At 77.1% G+C, this 24,147-nt stretch carries 20 protein-coding genes; 11 read left to right on the top strand and 9 right to left on the bottom strand.

The features are described from left to right. Positions 1 to 101: 101 nt before the first annotated feature. Positions 102 to 1,376: a zinc metallochaperone AztD gene (aztD, locus tag JIG38_RS04425; protein ID WP_199422539.1), complete on the bottom strand. Its 1,275-nt coding sequence runs from the start codon at positions 1,374 to 1,376 to the stop codon at positions 102 to 104. A 201-nt stretch (positions 1,377 to 1,577) separates the two neighbouring features. Here aztD and JIG38_RS04420 point away from each other — a divergent pair, with 201 nt between their 5' ends. From JIG38_RS04420 to JIG38_RS04410, 3 genes are all read left to right on the top strand, one after another. Next, positions 1,578 to 2,459 carry a universal stress protein gene (locus JIG38_RS04420; protein WP_199422538.1) on the top strand — a complete coding sequence of 294 codons (882 nt, stop codon included), beginning with the start codon at positions 1,578 to 1,580 and terminating at the stop codon, positions 2,457 to 2,459. Positions 2,460 to 2,527: 68 nt separating this feature from the next. Continuing rightward, positions 2,528 to 3,082 carry an aminoacyl-tRNA deacylase gene (locus tag JIG38_RS04415; RefSeq protein ID WP_199422537.1) on the top strand — a complete coding sequence of 185 codons (555 nt, stop codon included), beginning with the start codon at positions 2,528 to 2,530 and terminating at the stop codon, positions 3,080 to 3,082. Positions 3,083 to 3,194: 112 nt separating this feature from the next. Further along, complete coding sequence (locus tag JIG38_RS04410; RefSeq protein ID WP_199422536.1) at positions 3,195 to 3,668, top strand: STAS domain-containing protein; 474 nt, start codon at positions 3,195 to 3,197, stop codon at positions 3,666 to 3,668. A 101-nt stretch (positions 3,669 to 3,769) separates the two neighbouring features. Here JIG38_RS04410 and JIG38_RS04405 read toward each other — a convergent pair whose 3' ends face one another. Further along, positions 3,770 to 5,515 (bottom strand): DUF8696 domain-containing protein, encoded by a 1,746-nt coding sequence (locus tag JIG38_RS04405; RefSeq protein WP_199422535.1) that lies wholly within the window; start codon positions 5,513 to 5,515, stop codon positions 3,770 to 3,772. A gap of 229 nt (positions 5,516 to 5,744) precedes the next feature. Further along, the gene (locus JIG38_RS04400; protein ID WP_199422534.1) at positions 5,745 to 7,934 is read right to left on the bottom strand and encodes a prolyl oligopeptidase family serine peptidase; all 2,190 of its coding nucleotides are present in this window, start codon (positions 7,932 to 7,934) and stop codon (positions 5,745 to 5,747) included. Positions 7,935 to 8,142: 208 nt separating this feature from the next. Here JIG38_RS04400 and JIG38_RS04395 point away from each other — a divergent pair, with 208 nt between their 5' ends. The 3 genes from JIG38_RS04395 (at position 8,143) to JIG38_RS04385 (ending at position 13,638) form a co-directional block, all read left to right on the top strand. After that, the gene (locus tag JIG38_RS04395; protein WP_199422533.1) at positions 8,143 to 9,219 is read left to right on the top strand and encodes a YeiH family protein; all 1,077 of its coding nucleotides are present in this window, start codon (positions 8,143 to 8,145) and stop codon (positions 9,217 to 9,219) included. A gap of 190 nt (positions 9,220 to 9,409) precedes the next feature. After that, positions 9,410 to 10,609: an exonuclease SbcCD subunit D gene (locus tag JIG38_RS04390; RefSeq protein WP_199422532.1), complete on the top strand. Its 1,200-nt coding sequence runs from the start codon at positions 9,410 to 9,412 to the stop codon at positions 10,607 to 10,609. After that, a complete protein-coding gene (locus JIG38_RS04385; RefSeq protein ID WP_199422531.1) occupies positions 10,609 to 13,638 on the top strand; it encodes an AAA family ATPase in 3,030 nt (1,009 codons plus the stop codon). The genes JIG38_RS04390 and JIG38_RS04385 overlap by 1 nt, the downstream gene beginning before the upstream one ends. A 90-nt stretch (positions 13,639 to 13,728) precedes the next feature. On the opposite strand, the gene JIG38_RS19960 is transcribed toward JIG38_RS04385, so the two are convergent. Continuing rightward, positions 13,729 to 14,238, bottom strand: coding sequence for a hypothetical protein (locus JIG38_RS19960; protein WP_233404409.1), 510 nt, complete (start codon positions 14,236 to 14,238; stop codon positions 13,729 to 13,731). 175 nt (positions 14,239 to 14,413) lie between these two features. Here JIG38_RS19960 and JIG38_RS04375 point away from each other — a divergent pair, with 175 nt between their 5' ends. Genes JIG38_RS04375 through JIG38_RS04365 form a run of 3 tightly spaced genes read left to right on the top strand, consistent with a single transcriptional unit; the run spans position 14,414 to position 16,472 of the window. Continuing rightward, positions 14,414 to 15,100, top strand: a complete 687-nt coding sequence (locus JIG38_RS04375; protein ID WP_199422530.1) for an LmeA family phospholipid-binding protein — start codon at positions 14,414 to 14,416, stop codon at positions 15,098 to 15,100. A 53-nt stretch (positions 15,101 to 15,153) separates the two neighbouring features. Further along, positions 15,154 to 15,924, top strand: a complete 771-nt coding sequence (locus tag JIG38_RS04370) for a purine-nucleoside phosphorylase (RefSeq protein WP_199422529.1) — start codon at positions 15,154 to 15,156, stop codon at positions 15,922 to 15,924. A 44-nt stretch (positions 15,925 to 15,968) separates the two neighbouring features. Beyond that, positions 15,969 to 16,472, top strand: a complete 504-nt coding sequence (locus JIG38_RS04365) for an SAM-dependent methyltransferase (protein WP_199422528.1) — start codon at positions 15,969 to 15,971, stop codon at positions 16,470 to 16,472. A 147-nt stretch (positions 16,473 to 16,619) separates the two neighbouring features. Here the strand turns inward: JIG38_RS04365 and JIG38_RS04360 are convergent, their stop codons facing one another. Both JIG38_RS04360 and JIG38_RS04355 read right to left on the bottom strand, forming a co-directional pair. Beyond that, the gene (locus JIG38_RS04360; RefSeq protein ID WP_199422618.1) at positions 16,620 to 17,063 is read right to left on the bottom strand and encodes a hypothetical protein; all 444 of its coding nucleotides are present in this window, start codon (positions 17,061 to 17,063) and stop codon (positions 16,620 to 16,622) included. A 62-nt stretch (positions 17,064 to 17,125) separates the two neighbouring features. Then, entirely contained in the window at positions 17,126 to 17,311 is a 186-nt protein-coding gene (locus JIG38_RS04355; RefSeq protein WP_199422527.1) for an antitoxin, read from the bottom strand. Positions 17,312 to 17,659: 348 nt separating this feature from the next. On the opposite strand from JIG38_RS04355, the gene JIG38_RS04350 reads away from it, so the two are divergent. Both JIG38_RS04350 and JIG38_RS04345 read left to right on the top strand, forming a co-directional pair. Continuing rightward, entirely contained in the window at positions 17,660 to 19,348 is a 1,689-nt protein-coding gene (locus JIG38_RS04350) for an NERD domain-containing protein (protein WP_199422526.1), read from the top strand. 64 nt (positions 19,349 to 19,412) lie between these two features. Next, positions 19,413 to 20,693, top strand: coding sequence for an MFS transporter (locus tag JIG38_RS04345; RefSeq protein ID WP_199422525.1), 1,281 nt, complete (start codon positions 19,413 to 19,415; stop codon positions 20,691 to 20,693). A gap of 93 nt (positions 20,694 to 20,786) precedes the next feature. On the opposite strand, the gene JIG38_RS04340 is transcribed toward JIG38_RS04345, so the two are convergent. From JIG38_RS04340 to JIG38_RS04330, 3 genes are all read right to left on the bottom strand, one after another. After that, positions 20,787 to 22,295, bottom strand: a complete 1,509-nt coding sequence (locus JIG38_RS04340; RefSeq protein WP_199422524.1) for an SPFH domain-containing protein — start codon at positions 22,293 to 22,295, stop codon at positions 20,787 to 20,789. A gap of 81 nt (positions 22,296 to 22,376) precedes the next feature. Next, the gene (locus tag JIG38_RS04335; RefSeq protein ID WP_199422523.1) at positions 22,377 to 22,850 is read right to left on the bottom strand and encodes an NfeD family protein; all 474 of its coding nucleotides are present in this window, start codon (positions 22,848 to 22,850) and stop codon (positions 22,377 to 22,379) included. 124 nt (positions 22,851 to 22,974) lie between these two features. Then, entirely contained in the window at positions 22,975 to 24,105 is a 1,131-nt protein-coding gene (locus JIG38_RS04330) for a hypothetical protein (RefSeq protein ID WP_199422522.1), read from the bottom strand. Positions 24,106 to 24,147: the final 42 nt, after the last annotated feature.

Below are 24,147 nucleotides of genomic sequence, written 5' to 3'. Positions count from 1 at the left end.
ACCATCCTCCCCGAGGACGGTCGGCGCCGGCCCGGACCCCCCGGGCCGGCACCTCGACGGCGCCCCGCCGGGCACCTCGTCGGCGACGGTCGCACGCACGGTCAGTGCTCGTGCGCGTGCTCCCCCTCGCCGGACGCACCGGTGATCTCGTTCGGCGTGACGGTCAGCTCGGCGCGCTGCCACACCTCGCCGGTCTCGACGTCGACCGCGTGCACGCTGCGCGTGGCGGGGTCGGTGACGTAGGCCGAGCCGTCGAGCACGACGACGGCGGGCCGCGGCTCCTGCCACGCGTCCGGCTCGGTCCACGGTGCGATCACGGGGACCGACCGCACGAGCACCCCGGTCTCGGGGTCGATGACGTGGAGCGCGCCGTCGGTGCCGAGCACGAGCGCCTCGCCCGCGTCGCCGCGGGCCAGCGAGCGGAAGGTGTAGCTCGCGGGCAGGTCCACGAGCCGCAGGGCGGCCGTGCGGGTGTCGACCAGCGCGACGCGCGTCGGCCGCTCGAGCTCGGCGTCCGGGTCGCTCTTGTAGTCGCCGAGCACGACGGCGGAGGCCTCGGAGCCGGCCTGGTTGCCGATCCGGCCGTACGCGTCGGGGCTCTGCACCTTGGTGATCGTGCCCGCACGGTGCACCAGGACGCCGTCCTCGCAGCCGATGACCACGGCCTCGTCCGCGGCGACGGCCTCGCCGTGCACGCCCGGGCAGGCGTCGGACGACGCGACGACGGCGCCCGCGGCGTCGAGCAGGCTCGTGCCGGTGCGCGCCTCGTCGGTGCCCTCGGAGACGACGAGCTCGCCCGTCGAGAGCTCGACCGCGACGCCGTGGTGGGCGGTGGGCGTCGTCGTGGTGCGCACGTCGTGCGCGGCGTCGGGCCCCGCCGCGACCTCCGCGGACGGGACCGACACCACGCGGCCGGTGCCGTCGTCGAAGAGGACCGTGCGGCCCGCGTGGACGACGGCGTACCCGGGCACCTCGGCGGGCCAGACGACGTCGGTCAGGGCCGGGTCGGTCACGTAGTGGTGCGCGTGGTCGCCGTGCGTCTCGGCCCACGTGCCCGCGTCGAGGACGCGGAAGCCGCCGTCGACGCTCACGAGGACGTGGCGGCCGTCGCCCGCGGGGTTGAGGCGCACGAAGCCCTCGAGCGGGAGGTCCGCGACGACCTCGAGCGTGAGGGCGTCGAGCACCTGGACGCCGCCGTCGTAGGTGAGGGCCAGGCGCGGGCTCGCGGTCGCGGCCTCGCGGACGTCGGACACGGTCGCCGCGGCCTCGCTGGGGGTGGGCGCGGTCGCGGCGGGCTCGGCCGCCCCGGCGCAGGCGCCCAGGAGCGCGAGCGGCACGAGGGCGGCCAGCGGTCGCAGCCGACGGGTGGTGGTCATGGGTCCTCCAGGTGGTTCCGCGTGCCCCGGCGGGCACGGCGTCCGCAACCTATTCGATATGAGACTCGTTATCAATAACGAGGAGGACGTTGGACTCTGGCGCCGCCGCTCGCCCCGGGCGGACGGTGGAGGCACGAGGACCGCGGGCCCGGAGGCGACCCGCAGCCGTCCGCCCGCGGCCCCGGATGCCGGGGAGGCGTGATGACCACCACCAGCAGCGCCGTCGTCGTCGGGGTCGACAGCACCAGCTCGAGCAGCCAGGCACTGGTCTGGGCGGCCCAGGCCGCGCGCGACCGGCACCTGCGGCTCGTCCTCGTGCACGCGGTCGGCCACCCCATGACGGCGCTCGACGCGATCTACGACGACCAGATCCGCGAGGGGGCCCACGACCTCCTCGAGAAGGCCGCGACGCGCGTGCGCGAGTCGTGGCCCGAGGTGGCCGTGACCACCCACGTCGCGGGCACGCCCGCGACCCACGCGCTCGCCGAGCTCTCGCGCGAGGCGGCGCTCGTGGTCGTGGGCACCCACCGCCTCTCGCGCGCCGAGCGCGTCCTCGCCGGCTCGCTGAGCTACGCCGTCGCCGCGGCGTCCTGGTGCCCGGTCGTGGTCGTGCCGCGCCTGCCGGGCGACGACGCGGCGGGCGTCGTCGTGGGCGCGGACGGCTCGGCGGACGGCGTCCTCGCGGTGCGGCTCGCGGCCGAGGAGGCCGAGCGGACCGGCCAGGAGCTGCACGTGGTTCACGCCTGGCAGGAGCCGGCCACGTACCTCTCGGCCGACTACGTGCCGTCCGGGTTCGGCGAGCAGCTCGCCGACGCCGAGGCCGTCATCCTCGGCGAGTCGGTCGCGGGCCTGGCGGACGCGCACCCGGACCTCGTGGTCCGCCGGCACCTCGTGCAGGCCCAGCCGGCGCGGGCCCTGCTCGACGTGGCCGCCACCGCCCGGCTCGTCGTCGTCGGGAGCCGGGGGCGGACCGGCCTCACGCGGGCACTGCTCGGCTCCGTGAGCCACGACGTCGTCCTGCACGCGCCGTGCCCGGTCATGGTCGCCCGCACCCGCGAGCACGTCCGCGCCGAGCACCACTGACGGCGTCGCCCGGGACCGCACGGCGGGGACGCTTGTCCTCGCCGCGCGGCTCCGCCCAGGATGGGCCCGTGACCGACACCGCGACGCCCGGCCCCGGCGAGGGCGAGCAGCGTGCCGTCGCGGCGCTCGACGCCGCCGGGCTGCGGTACCGGCTCGTGCGGCACGGGCCCGTCCGGAGCCTCGCGGAGGCCGCCGCGGCCCGCCGGCTCGGGCCCGACCAGGTGGTCAAGACGCTCGTCGTGCGGCGCGGGGAGGACGACTACCTCTTCGTGCTCGTCCCCGGCGGCCGGACGATCTCGTGGCCGCGGCTGCGCGAGCTGCTCGGGGTCTCGCGGCTGTCGATGCCCGACGCCGCCGTCGCCCGGGCCGTCACGGGCTACGAGCGCGGGACGATCACGCCCTTCGGGTCCACGCATGCGTGGCCGGTGATCGCCGACGCGCGCGTCGCCGGCCGGCCGATGTCGATCGGTGCGGGCGCCCACGGCGTCGCGGCGACGGTCGACGGCAGCCAGATGGTGCTCGCGCTCGGCGCGACGGTGGCCGACGTGACGGAGCCCGAGGAGGGCGCCGACGGCGCCGGGGGCACCGACGCCGGGGCCACCGACGGCACGGCGGCCCGGTGAGGCGTTCACCCGGCGTCCACCGGCCGTCCACGCGGCTCGGGAACCCTGGGTGTCGGTGCTTCGTCCTACGTTCCGTGGGCACGCGACCGGACCGACCGACGACAGGGACCTCATGACCGACGCCGACGACCGGGCCCCTGCCGCCGCCGCAGCGCCCGCCACCACCGCCCCCGGCCCGCGTCGGGACGCCGCCGGGCGCGGTCCGGCCGTCCGGCTGCCGGGTCTCGGCGGGGCGCCCCTCGAGATCGGCGACGGCCCGTGGGGCGGCATCGAGCTCGACGGGTCCCGGCCGGACGCCTCGGTCGTGCGCCTGTGGGGCGACGTCGACGCGAGCCTGCGGGACCAGGCGAGCGACGTCATGGCGCAGGTCGTCCTGCGCAGCGGCCCCGTCGTCATCGGCGCGGCCGACGTCGGCTTCCTCGACTCGACCGGCCTCGCCTTCGTGCTCCAGCTCGTCAAGGCGGGCGAGGAGGAGGGGCGCGCCGTCGTCCTCGAGGACCCGCCCGCGCACCTGACGGACCTCGTGGCGATGGTCGGCATGACCGACCGCGTCCCGGTGCGCCGCTCGGCCCCGGTCGAGGCCTGACTGCGGCCCGGCCGCAGCCCGACCCCGTCGCCCACGCCGAGGTCACCGGTTCGCGCGGTGCGAGCCGGCGACCTCGCGTCGGTGTGCCCGACGAGGTCGTGTCAGGCGGTCGCGCGGCGGGTGGCGACGACCGCCGTCGTGCCGGCGGCGACGAGGGCGAGCGCGAGCGCGAGCCACGGGGCCGGGGTGCTGCCCGTCACCGCGAGCGCTGCCGCCGCGGCCACGACCGGCGCGGCGACGGGCGCCGTCGGGGCCACGACCGGCGCGACGGCGGGCGTCACGACCGTGAGCGTCACCGGGTCGGTCGCGACCGCGCCGCCCGCGTTGGCGACGTAGGCGCGGTAGACCGTGCCGTCCTGCGCGGCCGTGACGCCGGCGAGCGTCAGCGTCGCGCCGTCCTCGCCCGCGAGGTCGGCCCACGTGAGGCCGTCGGCGGACCGGACCTGCCACTGGATCGTCGGCGCGGGCGTGCCCGCGACCGCGACCGTGAAGGTCGCCGAGCCGCCCGCGGTCACGGTGGTGGAGGTCGGCGACGCCGTGAGGGTCGGCGCGACCGCGGAGACCGTGAGGAGCGCGTCGGCGCTCGCGACGGCACCCGCGGCGTTCGTGGCGACCGCCCGGACGAGCGTGCCGTCCGCCTCGAGCGGCACGTCGGCGAGCACGAGCGTCGTGCCCGTCTCGCCCGCGAGGTCCTGCCACGTGGTGCCGGCGTCGTCGGACGACTGCCACTGCAGCGCGGGGGCCGGGTCGCCCGTCGCCGCGACGTCGAACGTCGCGTCACCGCCGACGACGAGCGTCACGTCCTGCGGGTCCGTGGTGACCACCGGCAGCGCCGGGAGCACGGTGAGCGCGGCCGGCGCGCTCGCGACCGTCCCCTCGGCGTTGGACCAGACCGCGCGGACCCGCAGGCCCGAGTCGGCGGTCGTGACCCCCGCGAGGTCGAGCGTCCCGGACGTCGCGCCCGCCACGTCGGTCCACGTCGTGCCGTCGGGCGACGTCTGCCACTGCACCGCGAGGGCGGGGTCGCCCGTCGCGCTCGACGTGAACGACGCCCTCGCGCCGGACGCCACCGTGACGTCCGAGGGTGCGGTGACGACGGGGGCGACCGCCGCGGCCCACACGAGCGGGAAGGTGTCCGGGTGGCCGTTCTCCCACGGCAGGCCGGGCGTCGGGTCGACGGGGCCCACGCTCGAGCACCAGCCCCAGGACGCCATGGTCACGCGCTGAGGGGTGAGCTGGGAGACGTAGCCCGACGCGTCCCAGCCGTAGAAGGCGAACCCGGAGGCCCGGACCTCGAACGGCGTGCCCGCGAGGTCGACGTCGGCGGTGCCGGCGTTCCCGCCGCAGTTGCCGCCGCCCGCGAAGGGCGTCCAGTCGGCGGTGCCGCCCGCGCGGCCCTGGAAGCCGGTGCTCGTCGAGAAGGTGCGGTCGGTGCGCAGCACGCTGAACGGCTGGCCGACCGATGTCGGCAGGAGCAGCCGGACGCGCTGGTAGGTCGTGCGCACGTCGGTGCCCCAGACGTCGCCGCCCGCGCCGTTGACGGACACGTTGCCGGGGCCGAGCGAGAGGTACTCGGCCGGCGTGCCCGCCATGCCGGCGCACCACACGTCGAGCGTCTGCCCGAGGACGGTGATCGTGTAGGTGCCGTCCGGCGCGCCCGGGGTCGCGGCGGCGACGTCGGCACAGCTCGCGGACGGGCTCACGACGGCGGTCGCGGGCGCCGCCGCGAGCGGCCCGGCGACGGCGGCCGCGAGGGCCAGCCCCGCCGTGACGAGGCGCCGGAGCCGACGGCGGGCGGGCGCGGGGGAGTGCGCGGACGCGCGGGCAGGCAGGAGGGAGCGGGCCACGGGGGTCCTTCGGGGCGGGGGAGGTCCACGCGGGGGGACGTGGGGAGGGGAGCCCATGGTCACACGGATGTCGATCACTTCCCCGGTCGGCCCCGGGTGAAACGCCCGGCGTCGCCCGAACGGCCGACCGCCGAGGCCGCCGGCACGCCGGGGCCGCTGGTGGGTACCAGCGACCTCGGTGCGGCCGGCGACCCCGGCGGTCGGGGCGTCGTGCGGTCGGGGCGGGCGGTCAGCCCAGGGTCTCGGGGAGCTCCGGGACGCCCTGGTCGAGCACGTGCTCCGCGAGGAAGCCCGTGACCACCTGGTACCAGACCTTGGCGTGCTGCGGGCTGAGCACCCAGTGGTTCTCGTCCGGGAAGTAGAGGAACCGGTGCGGGGTCCGGCCCTCGTCGTCGGCGGGGAGCTGGGAGGACGACAGCAGCTCGTACCAGAGGCGCAGGCCCTCGCCCACAGGCACGCGGTAGTCCTTGTCGCCGTGCACCACGAGCATCGGCGTGCGGATGTTCCCCACGTTGCGGTGCGGCGAGTAGCGCTCGGCCATCTCCGCCGTCATCTCGCGCTCCCAGTAGAAGGAGACGTCCGTCGTCGGGCCGAACTGGTCCAGCGCCCAGAGGCTCGCGTGCGTGACGATCGCCCGGAAGCGGTCCGTCTGGCCCGCGACCCAGTTGGCCATGTAGCCGCCGAACGACCCGCCCATCGCGGCGGTGCGCGACTCGTCGATGTCCTCGCGCGCCACCGTCGCGTCGGTGATCGCCATGAGGTCGGTGAAGGGCTCGGCGCCCCAGCGTCCCCACCCGCGCTGGATGAACTCCTGCCCGTAGCCGGTCGACAGGGCCGGGTCCGGCAGCAGCACCGCGTAGCCCTGGGCGACCATCAGCCACGGGTTCCAGCGCCACGACCACGTGTTCCACGAGCCCAGCGGTCCGCCGTGGATCCACAGGAGCAGGGGCGCGGGGTTCGCGGGCCCGCTGCCGTCCGGCAGGGCGAGCCAGCCGCGGACCTCGTGCCCGTCCTCGGCCGTCGCGCGGACCTCGGTGAGCGTGCCCGGCAGCGTGGGCGGCGGGACGGGCGCGCGGAGCACCGTGACGGTGCCGCGCGTGCGGTGCTCGTCCTCGACGACGAGGTGGATGCGGACCGGGTGCGCCGGCGCGAGGTAGGACGCGCGCAGGGCGTAGACGACCGTCGCGTCGGGCGCGACCTGGAGGTCGGAGTACGTGTAGTCGTCGTGCGTGAGCTGCGTGACCTCGTCGGTCGCGAGGTCGATGTGGAAGACCGGCGCGCGGCCGTCCTGGTCGGCGACCACGAGCAGGCCCGAGCCGTCCGGGAGCCACTGGTGGCCCGCGGTCCAGCGGTCCCACGACGCCGCGACCTGGTGCGTGCGCTGCGGCGACCCGTCCTCCGTCGGCGCGAGCGCGACGAGGTGGAGCGTGCGGCGCGGCGCCGTCGTCGGGTCCGAGACGGACTCGCGGACGAACGCGACCGCGCGGCCGTCGGGGGAGATGACGGGCGAGTCGAGGTCGGCGTCCGGGTCGTCGACGATGACGGTGCGCTGCTGGGTGTCGACGTCGATCCGCACGAGCACCGTGCGGAAGGCGCCGCGCGCCCCGGGCACGCGCCACGTCGAGACGACGAAGCTGCCGTCCGGGCTGAAGTCGTACTCGGCCTCGCGCAGCGCGTGGCCGGGCTGCGGCGTGAGGTCGCTGACCTTGAGGTGCTCGACGCTGAGGCTCGCGACCTCGACGGACCGCGCGACGTCGTCGCCCGGCTTGAAGTGCCAGCCCAGGAGGTGGGGCTGGTCCGGGCCGAGGTCGTGGTCCCAGTACCGGACGGGGTAGCCGTCGTGGAGGATCGCGGAGACCTTGGTGTCCTTGCGGAGCTTGCGCAGGCGCTCGTCGTCCGAGCCGCTCGTCGCGCCCGGCAGCATGTCCGTCGCGAAGACGACGGCGGGGGACCGGCGCGCGGTGCGCACGCCGTTGACGCCGCCCGGCCGGGTGGCCACGATGCGCGCCTCGCCGCCGCCCGCGGGCAGGACCCACAGGGCCGGCTTGTCGAGCGGCTTCTCGGCGTCGTCGGTCGCGTCCGCGTTGGGGCGCGAGGAGGTGAAGAGGAGGTCGCCGTCGGGCGTGAAGGCCGCGCCCGACTCGCCCTGCGAGGAGCGCGTGAGGCGGCGCGCGGGCCGGGCGCGGGTCGGGTAGACCTCCCAGAGCGCGGTGTGCGTCTTGGTCGCGTCGTGGTTCACGGTGGAGACCTGCGTGACGAGGCGCGACCCGTCCGGCGAGAGCACGAGGCCCGACATGCGCGGGAGCGCCACGTACTCGTCGAGGTCGTGGAACGCCGTCGTGAGGGTCAGGGCGTCGGCCGGCGCCGAGTCGTCCGTGACCAGGCGGAGTCCCGGTCCGGACTCGTGGGTCGGCGTCATCTGGTTCCTCCTGTGCTGGTGCTGCTGCAGGGTGCCCTGCGGACGCGCCCGCCGGGCATGACGGGACAGCGTCCACTACATCGGCCGGGCCAGCCCCCTGGTTGACCCCCCGCACCAGATCTCACCCGGATCCTGCCACCCCCCGCCGACCGCCGACGGGGCGTCGCGGGTCGGCGCGGCGGTCACGGCGGTGCGGCAGACTCGCCGGGTGCGTCGTCTGCTGCCCGGGCTCGCGCTCGTGGCCGCGGTGACGGTCCCGGCGCTCCTCGTCGCGCGCCTCGCGCCCGTGTCGGCGCTCGTGCTAGCGATCGTCGTCGGCGCCGTCCTGCGGAACGTCGGCGCCGTGCGCGCGGCGGCCCAGCCCGGGCTCACGTGGTCGGCGCGGCGCCTGCTGAGAGCGGGCGTCGTGCTGCTCGGCCTCCAGCTGTCGCTCCCGGCCGTGGCGGCGCTGGGCGTGCGCGGCGTCGTCGTCATCGTCGCGACCGTCGCGGTGACGTTCGGCGCGACCGTGCTGCTCGGACCCGTGCTCGGCGTGCCGCGACGTCTGGGCCTGCTCGTGGCGACCGGCTTCTCCATCTGCGGCGCGGCCGCCGTCGCGGCGATGTCGGCGGTGGTCGACCCGGACGGCGAGGGGGCCGACGACGACACCGCCACGGCGGTCGCGCTCGTCACGCTCTTCGGGACCCTCGCGCTCGTCGCGCTGCCGCTGCTGGCGGGGCCGCTCGGGTTCGACGACGACGCCGCGGGCCTGTGGATCGGCGCGAGCGTGCACGAGGTCGCGCAGGTGGTGGCCGCGGGCGGTGCGGTCTCGGCGGCCGCGCTCGCCGTCGCGACCGTGACGAAGCTGGGTCGCGTGGTCCTCCTGGCGCCGCTCGTCGCCGGGGTCGGGCTGGTCGTGCGCTCGCGCCGCGCGGACGCTGGCGTGCGGGCGACCGTGGAGGTCCGGGCCCCGGCCGAGCCGCGGGGCGCCGCGCCGGGTGGGGTCGGGCGCGAGCCGGCAGCGCCGTCCGCGCCGCGCGCGACGCGCCCGCCCCTCGTCCCGCTCTTCGTCGTGGGGTTCCTCGCGGCGGTCGCCCTGCGCTCGACCGGGGCGCTGCCCGACGTCGTGCTCGACGTCGCCTCCTGGACGACGACCGCGCTGCTCACCGCCGCGATGGTGGGCCTGGGGGCGGGCGTGGACGTACGGCGCCTGCGCCGGACGGGCGGCCGCGCGGCGGCGCTCGGTGCGGCCTCGACCCTTGTCGCGGCGGGCGTCAGCGGCGTCCTGGTCGCGACCCTCGCCTGACGCCCGCCCACCTCGCGCCTGTCCAGATGCTCGGATCCGAGCGTGCCGACATCTGGAGGCGTCCAGTACGCCGCCGTGCGCACGGACGCTCGGATGCGAACGTCCGGACGAGGGCGTGAGGAGCGGGCGTCGCGCGACGCGCCCGGCCGGTGCCCGGGTCGTGTCGGTGGGGCGGGTTAGCGTCCGGGGCATGCGGATCCTGCACACGAGCGACTGGCACCTCGGTCGCACGCTGCACGGGGTCGACCTGCTCGCCCACCAGGCCGCCTACCTGGACCACCTCGTCGAGCTCGTGCGGAGCGAGGGCGTCGGCGCGGTCGTCGTGTCGGGGGACGTGTACGACCGCGCGATCCCGCCGGTCGAGGCGGTCCAGCTGCTCGCCGACGCGCTCGCCCGCCTGAGCGAGCACGCCGCGGTCGTCGTGACGCCGGGCAACCACGACTCCGCGATCCGCCTCGGGTTCGGCGCCAACCTCATGCGCCCGGGCGTCCACCTGCGCGCGCGCGTCGCCGACGTGGGCCGCCCGGTCGAGCTCGCGGACGACGACGGGCCTGTGCTCGTCTACGCGCTGCCCTACCTGGACCCGGACGCGGTCCGCCGCACGCTGGCGGACCCGGAGGACCCGGAGCTCACGCCCGAGGGCCTGCTCCCGCGCTCGCACGAGGCGGTGACGGCGGCCGCGATGCGGCGGGTCCGGTCGGACCTCGCGGGGCGCGGGGGCACCCGGCGCCCGCGCAGCGTCGTCATGGCCCACGCCTTCGTCGTCGGCGGCGAGCCCTCGGCGTCCGAGCGGGACATCCGCGTCGGTGGCGTCGACAGCGTGCCCGCCGGCGTGCTGCGCGGCGTCGACTACGTCGCGCTCGGGCACCTGCACGGCGCGCAGCGGATCGGCGTCGAGCCGGACGCCGACGGCGCAGCGCCGGTGCTCCAGTACTCCGGTTCGCCGCTCGCCTACTCGTTCTCCGAGATGCGCCAGCGCAAGGCCTCGGTGCTGGTCGACCTCGCGGGGGACGCCGTCGGCGTCGAGCTCGTCCCCGCGCCCGTGCCGCGCCGCCTCGCGGAGGTCAGCGGCACGCTCGAGGAGCTGCTCGGCGCGGCGGGCGACGCGCACGTGGACGACTGGCTGCGCGTCGTCGTCACCGACGCGGCCCGCCCCACCGAGCTCTACGCCCGCGTGCGGCAGCGGTTCCCGCACGCGCTCGCCGTCGAGCACCGCCCCGTCGGCGGCGCGGCGCGCCTGCGGGCGGCCGCCGTGACGACGGCCAGCGACCCGCTCGACGTCGCCGCCGCCTTCGTCGAGCACGTCACCGGCGCGGCGCCGTCCGAGGCCGAGCGGGCGGTCCTCCGGCGCGCCTACGAGGACGTGCTCGCGGCGGAGCGGAGCGCCTGATGCACCTGCACACGCTCACCATCCAGGCGCTCGGACCGTTCCCCGGTCGGCACACCGTCGACCTCGGCGCGCTCGGCGCGAGCGGCATCTTCCTGCTCGAGGGACCCACGGGCGCGGGCAAGTCGACGCTCATCGACGCGATCGTCTTCGCGCTCTACGGCAAGGTCGCGTCCAAGGAGGCCACCGAGGAGCGCCTGCGGTCGGCGCACGCGGCGCCCGGCGACGAGACGGTGGTCGACCTCGTCTTCGAGACGGGCGCGGGCGTCCACCGCGTGCGCCGGACGCCCGCCTACCCGCGGCCCAAGCAGCGCGGCACGGGCACGACGACGCAGCAGGCCACCGTCAAGCTCTGGCGCCTCACGGACCCGTCGCGCCCGGACGACGGCGAGCTCCTCTCGACCCGGCTCGACGAGGCCGGGCTCGAGCTCCAGCGGCTCGTGGGCCTCGACCGCACGCAGTTCGTCCAGACGGTCGTGCTCCCCCAGGGCGAGTTCGCGGGGTTCCTGCGCGCCAACCCCGAGGACCGCCGGGGACTGCTGCAGAAGGTGTTCGGCACCGAGGTCTACGACCGGCTCCAGCAGCGCCTCGAGGCGATGCGCGCGGAGACGGGTCGCGCCCTCACCGACGCGGGGGCGGCGGTCGCGCGCGCGGTCGACCACTTCGCCGGGGCGGCCGGCCTGGACGACGACGACGCCGGCGCCCTGCGCGGGCTCGGCACCCGGGCGGAGGCGGGCGACGCGCTGCGCGAGGCGGCACGCACCCGCGCCGCCGCGCACGAGCAGGAGGCGCTCGCGACCGCGCGGGCCGCGGCCGCGGCGAGGGAGCGGTGCGGCCAGGCGCGCACCGCGCTCGACGCGGCCCGGGCCCTCGTCGCGGCCGACCGCCGGCGCACCGCGCTCCGCGCCGAGCTCGCGGACCTCGAGTCGCAGGCCGACGAGCACGCCGCGCGGGCCGAGCGCCTCGCGGCGGCCCGTCGGGCCGTCGCCGTGCTCCCGTCCCTGAGCGGCGCCGAGGCGGCCGCCCGGGCGCTCGACGCGCGCGCCGCGGCGTGCGACGCGGTCGTCCGGGCGGTGCCCGCCGACGTGCGCGCGCTCGTCGACGAGACCACCGAGCCCCGCGTCGTCCGCAAGACGCTGGCGATCGAGCGGGACCGGTGCGCCGCGCTGCGCGGCACCCTGGTGCGGGCCGTCGCGCTCGAGGACGAGCTGCCCGTCCGTCGCCAGCAGCTGCGCACGCAGGAGGCCGCGCAGGCTCGCCGTGCGGGCGAGGTCGCCGCGCTGACCGAGGCGCTCGCGGAGCGTCCGGCCGCGCGGGTCCCGCTCGCGGACGCCGTCACGGTGACGGCGGCCGCGGCGGCCGGGCTCGCGGCGGCGCGCGAGCGGCTCGCCGCCGTGCGCACGCGGTGGTCCGCGGTCGAGGAGGCCGAGCGGCTCACCGGCGAGGTCGAGGAAGCGCAGGGTCGCGTGCGCGTGACCGCGCGCCAGGCCGAGGACGCGGTGGCCGCCGCGGCACGTCTGCAGCGCGCGCGGATCGCGGGCATGGCCGGGGAGCTGGCCGCGGACCTCGTCCCGGGGGAGGCGTGCGTCGTGTGCGGCGGGACCGAGCACCCCGCGCCCGCCCTCCTCACCGCCACCCACGTCACCGTCGAGGCGCTCGAGGCGGCCGAGGATGCGCGCGACCTCGCGACCGACCGGCTCGGCGCGGCGTCGACCGCGCTCGCCGCCCTGACGACGCGGCTCGACGAGCGACGCGCGGCCGCCGGCGGCACCGCCGACGAGGTGCGCACCCTGCTCGACGCCGCGCGGGGCGAGGTCGCGACCGCCGAGGCCGCGCGCGGGCGTCTCGCCGAGCTCGAGGACACGCTCCGCGCCTTCGACGACGCCACTGCGAGCGCGACCGCCGCGGTCGCGCGCCTCGAGGTCGAGATCGCCGAGGGCCAGGCGCGCGCCACCGCGCTCGAGGAGCGGCTGCTGCTCGACGAGGTCGAGGTCGAGGGCGCGCGCGACGGCGCCGACACCGTCCGCACGCGCCTGGACGCGGTCGAGGTCCGCATGCGGCACCTCGAGGCGTGGACCGAGGCCCTCGCGGCGCTCGAGGAGGCCACGTCGACGCACGAGGGCCGGGTCGCCGAGCTGGCCTCCGCCCTCGTCGAGCACGACTTCGCCGACGGCGCCGCGGTCCGTGCTGCTGCCCTCGAGCCCCGTGCCCTGACCACCCTGGAGCGCGAGGTCGCCGCCCACGACGCGGCGTGGGTGCGCGTCCGCGCCGGGCTCGCGGAGCCCGACCTCGTCGCGCTCCCGGCCGTCGTGGACGTCGACCTCGACGCGCTCGGTGCGGCCCACGCCTCGGCCGAGGAGGCCGCCGGCGTGGCCGCGGGCGAGGCGGCGCGCACCGCGCACCTGGCCCAGGCCGCGGCGCGAGCGCTGACCGCGCTCGAGGCCGCCGTCGACGCGCGCGACGCGGCGCACGCGGAGGCTGGCCCCGTGGTCCGGATGGCCGACGTCGCGGCGGCGAGCGGCGCGGACAACACCAAGCAGCTCACCCTCGCGACGTACGTGCTGGCGCGCCGGTTCGAGGACGTCGTCGCCGCGGCGAACACGCGGCTCGCGGCGATGTCGGACGGCCGCTACGCGCTCGTCCGGAGCGAGGAGAAGGAGGCGGTCCGCAGCCGCCGGACGGGCCTCGCCATGAAGGTCGTCGACCACCGCACCGGCACGGAGCGCGACCCGCGCACGCTGTCCGGGGGCGAGACGTTCTACGTCTCGCTGTGCCTCGCGCTCGGGCTCGCCGACGTGGTCACCGCCGAGGCGGGCGGCACGGACCTCGGGACGCTCTTCATCGACGAGGGCTTCGGCTCGCTCGACCCCGAGACCCTCGAGGTCGTGCTCGCCGAGCTGGCCCGCCTGCGCGACGGCGGTCGCGTCGTCGGCGTCGTGAGCCACGTCGAGGCGCTCAAGCAGGCCATCGCCGAGCGCATCGAGGTGCGCTGCCGACCGGACGGGACGAGCACGCTCAGCGTGCGTGCCTGAGCTCCCGCCGTCCGGGCGTGAGGGCTCGGCGTCCGTGCCGGAGCGCCCGCCGTCCGGGCCCGGGCGGCCGGCGCCCGGGCCGGAGCGACGTCACCACGACCAGCCGCGCGACGCGAGCTCCATCTCCTCGCGGAACCGCTCCGGCTCGCGCGTGGGTCCCCACGGCTCGGGCGACCACTCCTGCTCGACGGGCACGCCCGCGAGCCGGCACGCCTCGGCGAGCAGCGCGTCGTAGGCCGCCTGCGCAGCGAGCATCCGCCGGCCTCGCGCCCACGCGTGCGGGTCGGCGTCGAGCGCGCGCATCTGCGCCGTGAGCCGGCCGAGCTGCACCTGCACCACGAGCACGTCGAACGGGTCCGGCGGCGCCGTCGGCCGACGCACTGGCTCGCGCGCCGGCGGTGCGACGCCTGGGCCCGCCGCGGGCGCCTCGTCGACGACGGCGGCGCCGTCCCTGGGGGTGTGCGATGCACGCCGCTCGCGGTGGCGGGTCAGGGCGGCGCGCAGGCGCGACCACGTGCGCGGTGGGTCGTCGAGGACCACCCAGGCGAGCGCCCCGTAGACCACCGCGGGAAGCACGATCCACAGCACGCCCTGCGCCATGTCAGGCTCCTCGTCGGCGAGGTCCTCCCAGCGTAGGTCGCGGCGCCGACGGTCACCAGGCCCCGGGCCGGCGGACCCCCGCGGGCGCGGGCGCCGGGCCCGGCCGGACGCCCGCCCGCCGTCCAGGGCGGTCCGCCCGTGGGCACGCGGCCGCGGTCGCCCCTAGGGTCGCGACGTGGGAACCCGAGCCGTCGTCGCGACCGCCGTCGTGCTGGCCGTGGTCGTGGGCGGTGCCGTGGTGGCGGACGGCGTCGTGCGGGACCGTGCCGAGGCCGACCTCGCGGCCTCGCTCGTCGACCAGGTCCCCGGGCTCGACGCCGTGCCCGACGTCACCATCGAGGGCTTCCCGTTCCTCACCCAGGTGCTCGGCGGCGAGCTGGACCACGTGCGCATCGCCGCGCCCGCGGTCACGGTCGACGGGATGCCCCTGCACGACGTCGTCGTCGACCTCGAGGGCGTGTCGACCGACTCCCCGACGACGGCGCGGCTCGCGACCATGACCGCGTCCGCGTCGCTCGGCGACCTGTCCGACCAGCTCGCCATGGACGCGGACCTCACGGTCGAGGACGACCTGCTCGTCGCGACCACGTCGTTCCTCGGCCTGCCCGTCGCCGTGCGGCTGACGCCGCGCCCGGCGGGACGCGCGATCGAGGCCGACGTCGAGTCGTTCGCGCTCGCCGGGGTCACGGTGTCCGCCGAGGACCTCCCCTCCCAGCTCACGGACCGGCTCGACGGCCTCTCCGTCCCCGTCGACGGGCTGCCCGCGGGCATGATCCTCACCGCCGTCGACGTCACGGCCTCGGGGGTCGACCTGGAGGCGGGCGGCGAGGACGTCGTGCTCGACCGCACCCTGGCGGAGTAGCGCGGCCGGGCGGCGCGGCGGGGCCGGTGGCAGGCAGTCGCTAGGGTCGGGGCATGGCGACGCCGCACATCTCCGCCGAGCCCGGCGACCTCGCACCCGACGTGCTCATGCCCGGCGACCCGCGCCGCGCGACCCGCATCGCCGAGACCGTCCTCACGGACGCCCGTCTCGTCACGGAGGTGCGGGGGATCCTCGGCTACACGGGCACCTTCGAGGGCCGGCCGGTGTCGGTCATGGCCTCGGGCATGGGCATGCCGTCCATGAGCATCTACGCGACCGAGCTGTTCCGCTTCTACGGCGTCCGGCGGATCATCCGCATCGGCACGGCCGGCGGCATGGCGCCCCACCTGGACCTGGGCGACGTCGTCATCGCGAGCGCGGCGCACACCGACTCGGCGATGTCCGCGGGCCGGATCCCGGGGATCCACTACAGCCACGCGCCGAGCTTCGCGCTCACCGCGGCGGCCGCGGCGGCCGCGGGCGTCGGCCCGGGCACGACGCCCCCCGCCGAGGCGCCGTCGGGCGGGCGCCGCCGTCGCCGGGTCGCCCGGCCGACCGTGCACGTCGGTGCGGTGTTCTCGTCCGACTCCTTCTATGCCGAGCGCCCCGCCACGAACGAGGCGCTCGTCAAGCACGGGACGCTCGCCGTGGAGATGGAGGCCGCGGGCCTGTACGCGGTGGCCGACGCCGAGGGCGGCCAGGCGCTGGCCATCTGCACCATCTCCGACCTGCTGTTCCGGGACGCCTCGCTGCCGGCCGCGGAGCGCGAGCTGCTCTTCGACCGCGCGGTCGCGCTGGGCCTCGCGGCCTTCGCGGCGGCCTGACGGGCGCGGACGCCGCGGGGACCCGGGGGAGCACGGTGGCGAGGGTGCCGGCCCGCGTGGACCGCGCGGTCGCGCTGCTCGACCCGGCCCCCGACGCGCGCGTCCTCGAGGTCGGCTTCGGCCCCGGCGCCTCCCTGGGGCTGCTGTGCGCGCGCGTCCCCCGCGGCCACGTCACGGGCCTCGACCGCTCCCCGGTCGCCGTCACGCGCGCGCTCGCGGCGCACCGCGCGCTCGTCGAGGGCGGGCGCCTCACCGTGCGCCACGGCGGTCTCGGCGACGGCGACGGCCTCGACGGGTCCGGGCCGTTCGACCGTGTCCTCGCCGTGAACGTCAACGTCTTCTGGACGACGCCGGCCGTGGCGGAGGTCGCCCGCCTCCGCGAGCTGCTCGCCCCCGACGGCGTCGTCCTCCTCGTCTACGAGGTGCCGGGGGACGCGACGGGGCACCGGTCCGGCCCGCTCGCGGCGCGCGCGCTCACGGACGGCGGGCTGGCCGCGGAGCTCGTCCCCGCGGACGGACTCGTCGGCGTGCGCGCGCACCACGGCTGAGGCGCGGCCCGGCTCGGCACGGCCCGGCTCGGCGATGCTCGGCAAGGCTGGGCAAGGCTCGGCTCGGCTCGGCCGGCCACGCCCGCGCCGGTCAGGTGCCGTCGGCGGGGCGAGCCTCGTGCCCCCGGGCGGCCACGCCCGCGCGGGTCAGGCGCCGTCGGCGGGGCGCGCCTCGTGCCCCGGACGCCCGTGCGTGCGGCGCTCCTCCTTGAGGCGGGCCTCGTAGACGTGGCGCCGGCCCTCGAGCAGCTCCTCGCGCACCCGCCGCTCCCACGCGCGGAACGGCTCCCAGTAGCCGTCGTCGTAGTCCTCGACGATCTGGAACGTCCAGCGCCGCGAGATGACGTTCTTGCCGAGGAGGTCCTCACGCATCTGCGCGGCGAGCTCGCCGTGACCCGCGTCCTCGAGCGCCTCGAGCGCGTCGAGCAGGTCGTTGTCCGCGTGGCCCGTGAGCCGGTGGAAGCCGTAGAGGCGTCCGCGCGCCTCCTCGACCATCTCGAGCGCGGCCGTGAGCTTGCCGACGGCGTCGACCGTCGCCTCGCTCGCCCCCGCGGGCGGGCGGTGCTCGGCGTCCGGCCCGTCGGTGGTCAGGTCGGCCCCCGGGGCGGCACTCGAGGGCGTCGCGGCCCCGTGCGGGACCGCGTCGCCGGACGTCACCGCTTCTTCTCCTGCTCCAGGACGTCCTTGGCCTTCTCGACGACCGAGTCGATCGTGGCGTCCGCCGGCGTGTCGGTGCGCTGCTTGAGCAGGTCGGCCGCCTTGTCGAGGGCGTCCTGCGCCTGGTCCTCGCGGCCGTCGAGCGCCTTGCGCGCCTTGCCGACCATGTCGTTGATGTCCATGCGGACCTCCGTGCTCGTGGGGTGCTCCCGGGTGCTCGTGGGGCGCTCGGGGTGCGTGCCCCATGCCTACGGTCCCCGGCGACCCCCCGCAACTGCTGCCGCCACCCGCCCCCCACCCGCCGCCGCGCGCCGGTGCGGGTGGGAGCGCGGTGCGGGCGCTGGGGAGTGCAGGGCCGGTGCGGCGGGGCGAGCGGCGGGCGGGCGGGCGGGTGAAGCGTCGGGTGAACCCGGGGCCCGCGGGTCAGGCCGGCGGGAGACCTTCCGATGGGAGAGTACGGAGCGGCTCTGCGGCGGCGTCCCCGACCGCGGCCGCTCAAGCGACCCGACGAACCGGCCGAAAGCAGACCTGTGCCCCGCCTCTACCCGACGCAGCCCGACTTCGACGACGCGAGCCGCGCCGAACGTCGGGTGTGGGAGGACCTGCGCGACCAGCTGCCCGACGAGGCGGCCCTGTTCCACCACGTGCCGCTCCAGCTCGGCAGCCGCGAGCGCGAGGTCGACCTGCTCGTCGCCTGGCCGGGCGTCGGTATCGCCGTCATCGAGGTCAAGGGCGGGCGCGTGGTGCGGGACGCCGAGGGCTGGTGGCAGGGACCGGCCGACACGGCGCACCGCATCGACCCCGTGCGCCAGGTCCAGGACGCGCGCCACCTGCTGCACCGCTACCTCGGGCAGCACCGCAGCCCGGCGTCGCGCGCGCGGTGCGTCCACCTCCTCGCGCTGCCCGGCGTGCACGTGCCCGCCGACTGGGAGGCGCCCGACTGCCCCCGCCAGATGGTCATCGACAGCGACGACCTGGTGGGCCTCGGGCTGCGCGTGCGCCGGGCCATCGAGGACCTCGGCCGCGGGCAGCAGCCCCTCACGCCCGAGGGGCTCGAGAGCCTGGTGGAGCTGGTCGCGGGCGCGCTCCCGAGCCAGCGCGACCACCTGCTGGCCGCCGCGGAGCACGACCAGCGCGTCGAGCAGATGACGCGCGACCAGGCCCGCCTGCTCGACCTCCTGCGCTACCAGCGCCGCGTCCGCGTCGTCGGCGGCGCGGGCAGCGGCAAGACGTGGCTCGCCCTCGCGCAGGCCCGCCGCCTCGCACGCGCGGGCGAGCGCGTCGCGCTCGTCTGCTACAGCCGCGGCCTCGCGCGGTTCCTCGAGCGCGTCACCCGCGAGTGGCCCGGGCGCGAGCGCCCCGCCTACGTGGGCCTCTTCCACGACCTGCCGGTGCTCTGGGGTGCCGAGCGCGGGGACGACGACGACTCCGACTACTGGGAGCGCCGCCTGCCCCTGCGCCTGGGCGAGCTCGCGGCCGCCCGCCACCCGAGCTCGCTGTTCGACTCCGTGGTCGTCGACGAGGCGCAGGACTTCGGCGAGCTGTGGTGGCCCGCGCTCCTCGCCTGCCTGCGCGACGGCGGCGCACGCGGCGACGGCCCGCAGGGCGGCCTGTTCGCGTTCATGGACGACGCCCAGCGCGTGTTCGCGCGGCACGGGCACGTGCCCGTCGACCTGCCGCCGTTCGCGCTCCAGGAGAACATCCGCAACACCAAGCGCATCGCCCAGCTGTTCGGCAGCCTCTCGCACGAGGAGCTGCGCCCGCGGGGCCTGCCGGGCGAGCCCGTGCGGCTCGTCGACGTCCCCGCCGAGCACGCCGTGCAGGTCGCGGACGACGTCGTCGAGGCCCTGCTCGACGAGGGCTGGCAGCCCGGTCAGATCGCGCTGCTCACGACCGAGCACCGCCACCCGGAGCAGCGCCACGCGGTCGAGGTCGGGGGATGGGGCCACTACTGGGACGCCTTCCTCGACGACGAGGACGTCTTCTACGGCCACGTCCTCGGCTTCAAGGGGCTCGAGCGCCAGGTGGTCGTGCTCGCCGTGAACGGCTTCCGCGACCTCCAGCGCGCGCGCGAGATGCTCTATGTCGGCCTCTCGCGCGCCCGGGCGCTGCTCGTGCTGGTGGGGCCGCGCGCCGTCGTCGAGGAGGTCGGCGGCACGGCCGTGAGCCTCCGGCTCCACAGCGCCGAGCCCTGGTACCCGAAGCCCCCCGGCGGCTGAGACCCCGGTCGCCCCGGCGCCGGACCTGCGCCGGACCCGCGTGGGGACCGGCTAGCGTCGCCCCGTGGAGGACCGCTCGCCCGCGCGCCGCGACCTGACGCTCCTGCTCGCGGGCGCCGCGGTCTCGACCGTCGGGGCGTCGCTCACGCTGCTCGCGGTGATGGTCCACCTCGCGGACGCGGGCGCGGTGTGGATCGCCGCCGCGATGGCGGCCGAGCTCGTCCCGGTCGTGCTCCTCGCCCCGCTCGCGGGCCGGCTCGTGGACCGCGTGCCCAACCGCCGGCTGCTCCTCGCGTCGCTCGTCGTCCAGGGCGCGGCAGTGCTCGCCGCGGCCCTCGTCGGGCTCGACCGGCCCGTGCTGCTGGTCGCGGCCCTCACGCTCCTCGGCGCCGGCTCGGCCGTGACGAACCCGGTGGTCGCCGCGCTCCTGCCGCACGTCACGGGCGAGGCGGGCGCGACCCGCGCCTACGGCTGGTACTCGGCGATCACCCAGGCCGGGTTCCTCGTCGGGTTCGCCGTGTCCGGCGTGCTCGTCGAGGCGACGTCGGTCCGGACCGCGATCCTCGTCGACGCCGTGACCTACGCGCTCATGGCCGCGGCCGTGCTGGCGCTGCGCACCGAGCGCCGCCCCTCCGCGCACGACGACGCCCACGCGTCCGTCTGGGTGGGCTTCACGCGGCTGGGGCACGACCGGCTGCTGCTGGTCGGCGTCGTCGGGCTCGCGCTCGCCGTCCTCGCGACCGTGATCGTCAACGTCGCCGAGGTGTTCTTCGTGCTCGGGGACCTCGCCGCCGGGCCCGCCGCGTACGGGCTCGTCACCGCGCTCTGGCCCGCCGCGGGCATCGCGGGCGGCTGGTACGCGGGTCGGCTCGTCGGGGACCGCGCGCTGTTCCGCGCCCTCGCGCTCGCGAGCGTCGTCATGGGCGTCGCCCTCGCCGCGGCCGGTGCCGTGGTCTCGCTCGTCGCGGTCGGCGTCGGCTGGGTGCTCGGCGGCGCCGCGGGGGCCGTGCAGCGCGTCGCGATCAACGCGCTCATCCGCGCGCGCACGCCCGACGACGTCCGGGGGCGCGTCTTCTCGGCGGTGAGCGGCGTGTTCCAGGCCGGCAACCTCGTGGGCCTCGCCGTCGGCGCGGCCGTGGTCGGGCTGGTCGGCGCGCGGTCGAGCCTGCTGCTCTCGGGCGCGCTCACGGCGCTCGTGGGCGTGGGGACGTGGGTCGCCGGCCACGGCGCCCTGCGCGGCGCGGACCGGCCCGTCCCGGCGCCGGCCGACGCCGACCTCTCTGGCGCCACCGCCCCTGGCGCCACCGCCCCGGACGCCACCGCCCCGGAGGCGCACCGGACCTGACCCGCGCCGCCCCGGACACGCGCGAGCGGCGCCGCCGGTGGTCCGGCGACGCCGCCCGGGCGTGCTGCGTACGGGCGCCTGCGCCCCGTCCGGTCAGGCGGGCGGCGGCGGGGGCGGCGTCGAGCCGGCGCGCACGCCGAGGCCGTCGCGCGGCGCGCCGTCGACCGTCCGGCCGCCGGCGACCGACGAGATGAGGTCCGCGAGGTCGAGGCCCGTGAGCTGGCGCACGACCTCCTGGCCCTCGCCGAGCACCGACGCCACGTTCTTCGTGATCGCCGAGGCGCCGTCGGTCGAGATGACGGTCATCTGGCCGATCGAGCCGATCGGCTCGGCGGCGGCGCGGACGATCTCGGGCAGGCGCGAGATGACCTCCTGTGCGATGGCGGCCTCGCCGTACTTCTTGAGCGCCTCGGCCTTGGCGTCCGTGGCTGCGGCCTCGGCGCGACCGGCGGCCTCGACCGCGGCGGCGCGCGCCTCGCCCTCGGCGCGGATGGCGGCGGCGAGGGCGAGCTGGCGGTCGCGCTCGGCCTCGCCGGCGCGGCGCACGGCCTCGGCGTTGGCCTCGGCGTCCTGGATCGCGGCCGTCTTGTTGGCCGTGGCGATCGTCGTCCGCTTGTAGGCGTCGGCCTCGGTGGCCGCGTTGGCGGCGTCGCGCTCGGCGTTGGCCTTCTGGACCGCCGCGTACGCCTGCGCCTCGGCGGGCTTGCGGACGTCGATGTCGAGCTGCTCCTCCGTCACGCGCGCCTGCTCGGCGAGCGCCTCGCGCTGCTGCGCGGCGACGATCTTGTCCTGCTGCGCGCGCGCGAGCTGGCCGGACGCCTCCGCCTCGGCGTTGGCGCGGTCGGTCTCGGCCTTGATCGAGGCCTTCTTGAGGTCGAGCGCCTTCTGGCGCTCGGCGATCTGCTCGGCCGCCTCGATGACGGCGAACTCGGCCGCGCGGCGGGCCTCGGCCTCGGACACCTCGGCGACCTGGCGGGCGCGCGCGTTCTCGGCGCGGCCGAGGTTGGCGAGGTAGTCGGAGCCCGGCGTCGAGATGTCGGAGATGTTGAGCAGGTCGACCTGGAGGCCCTGCTCGGCGAGGTCGGCCTTGGTCGACTCGACGACGCGGTCCGAGAGGCCCTTGCGGTCGGAGATGATCTGCTCGATCGTCATGTCGCCCACGATGGAGCGCAGCGAGCCCTCGAGGGACTCCTTGATGATCTCGGTGAGCGTGCCCTGCTGGGACAGGAAGCGCTGGGCCGCGCGGCGCACGCCCTCCTCGTCACCGCGGACCTTGAAGTTGATGGACGCCTTGATGGCGATCTTGATGCGGTTCTTGTCGACGCCCTCGACCGTGATGCCGATCTGGCGCTGCTCGAGCGAGATCGGGAAGCCCTGCTGGAGCACGGGCCACACGAACACGCGCCCGCCGACGACGACACGCTGACCGGACTCGGCCGCCGCGGCCTTGCCCGCGCCGCGCCCGACGATGATGAGCGCCTCGTTCGGCGGGACCCGCCGGATGCGCTTGGCGATGAACGCCACGATCGCGACGACCGCCAGCACGAGGGCGGCGACGCCGATCACGGTGACGATGTCGGAGGTGAGCGGGAAGGGTGTCACGAGGCTCTCCGGAGTCTGGGTCTGGCGGGTGGTTCGTGGCTGCTGCGCGGCAGCGGGCAGCGGGTGCGGTGGGCGGCGGGCTCAGTCCGTCGGCGTCGCGGGGGTCACCTTGACGCGACCGCCCGACTGCTCGACGACGACGATGCGCGTGCCCTCGGCGATCTCGACGTCGGCCCACGCGAGGCGCCGCTCGAGCTCGCGCGCGTCGTCGAGGCTGACCTCGCCGCTGCGGCCGGGCGCGACGGTCGAGGTCACGACGCCCTGGACTCCGGTGAGGGTGCGCGGCTGCCCGTCCTCGGACGCCTTGAGGCGTGCGACGAGGCGCTGCATGCCCACGACCGTGAGCAGCGCGAAGACCGCGGACGCGACGTAGGCCCAGCCGGTCGGCAGCCCGTTGGCGGTGACGATGGCGCCGATCGCGCCGAAGGCGAGCGCGCCCGCACCGAGCGACGTGCCGGACAGGGCGCCGTCGCCGATGTCGAACACGTCCCCGAGCGGGAGCGCGACGAGGAGCAGGAGCAGCCCGAGCGCACCGATGACGATGAAGATGATCATGCGGTCGCTGCCCGCCCCCCGTGGTGGTCGCTCGCCGGTGCCCGGCTCGCCCGCACCCTACCGTCTGGCGTGCGCGCCACGGGGGTGAACCTGGGCCCCCGTCCCGCGCGGCCGGCGTGCCGCGTCAGGGCACCGCCCAGAACGCGGGTGCGGCGGCGTCGAACGAGAACAGCTCCTCGACGCGCAGCGCCGCACCCGTCGTGACCTCGGCGGGCACGTCCATGCACACCTGGTAGCTCGCCGTCGCACCCGCGGCGACGGGCTCGAGGTCCAGCGGGTCCTGCGGGAGGGTCGCCCAGCACGACGACGCCGAGTAGGCGCGCCCGTCCGTGCCGAGGACGGCGGTGTCGAGGTCCCAGAACGGGTCCCCGACGTCCTCGCCCGCGTAGGTCACGGTGAGGTCGACGAGGACGTAGCGGTGCGTCGGAGGCGCGTTGTACTGGTCCGTCGCGGCCACGACGTCGTCGGCGTCGGTGTCGATCGCGGTGACCGTGACCGTGTACTCGCCGACGACGGCGGACTCGCCCAGGGCCAGCGGCGTCGCCGCGTCGAGCTCCGCCTGCTCGTCCGACCCGATCGCCGAGCTCTGGTCCGTCGCGCTCGCGTCCTGCTCCTCCTGGCTCTGGTCGATCTCCTCCCACGCCTGGTCGATCGTGTCCTGCGTCGAGCGGATCGCGGCGAAGAAGAGGGTCGTGACCAGCGCGCCGACGAGCAGCCCGACGCCGCCCGCCGCGAGCCCGCCGATCGCGAGGCCCTTGCCGCCCATGTCGCCGTGCGCGCGGCGCACGCCGACGATCCCGAGCACGACGCCGGCCAGCCCGAGGAGCGCGCCGATCACGGGCACGGCGCAGAGGAGCAGGCCCAGGCCGCCCACGACGAGCGCGGCGATGGCGACGCCGTTGGTGCGCAGCACGGGCGGCGGCGCGTAGGAGCCGTACGCCCCGGGACTCGGTGGGCCGTAGGCGCCCGGGCCGTAGGGGGCCGGGCCGTACGCGGCGTGGCCGTACGGGGCCTGGCCGTACGGGGTCCGGCCGTACGCGCCCTGACCGTAGGGAGCCTGGCCGGACGGGGCGCCGTACGGCTGGCCGGCGCCGGCGTGGCCCGCGCCCGGGTCGCCGTAGGGCGAGGGGGGCGGCTGGTACGCGGGCCGCTCGGAGGCCGGCGCGGACGGCGTGGCCGGCTGGTACGGCGGCGGCTGCTGGTACGGCGCGGCGGGCGCCCCCGGTCCGTGCGGCTCGTGCGGCTGCTCGCTCACGCGTCGTCCCCCTCGTGCTCGCCGGCCGCGCGGCCGGACGCC

Origin of the sequence: Actinotalea solisilvae (genome assembly GCF_016464425.1) — a bacterium.
Lineage (GTDB): Bacteria > Actinomycetota > Actinomycetes > Actinomycetales > Cellulomonadaceae > Actinotalea > Actinotalea solisilvae.
Note: the sequence above shows the minus strand (reverse complement) of the source record. Positions and strands in the feature narration are given on the sequence as shown.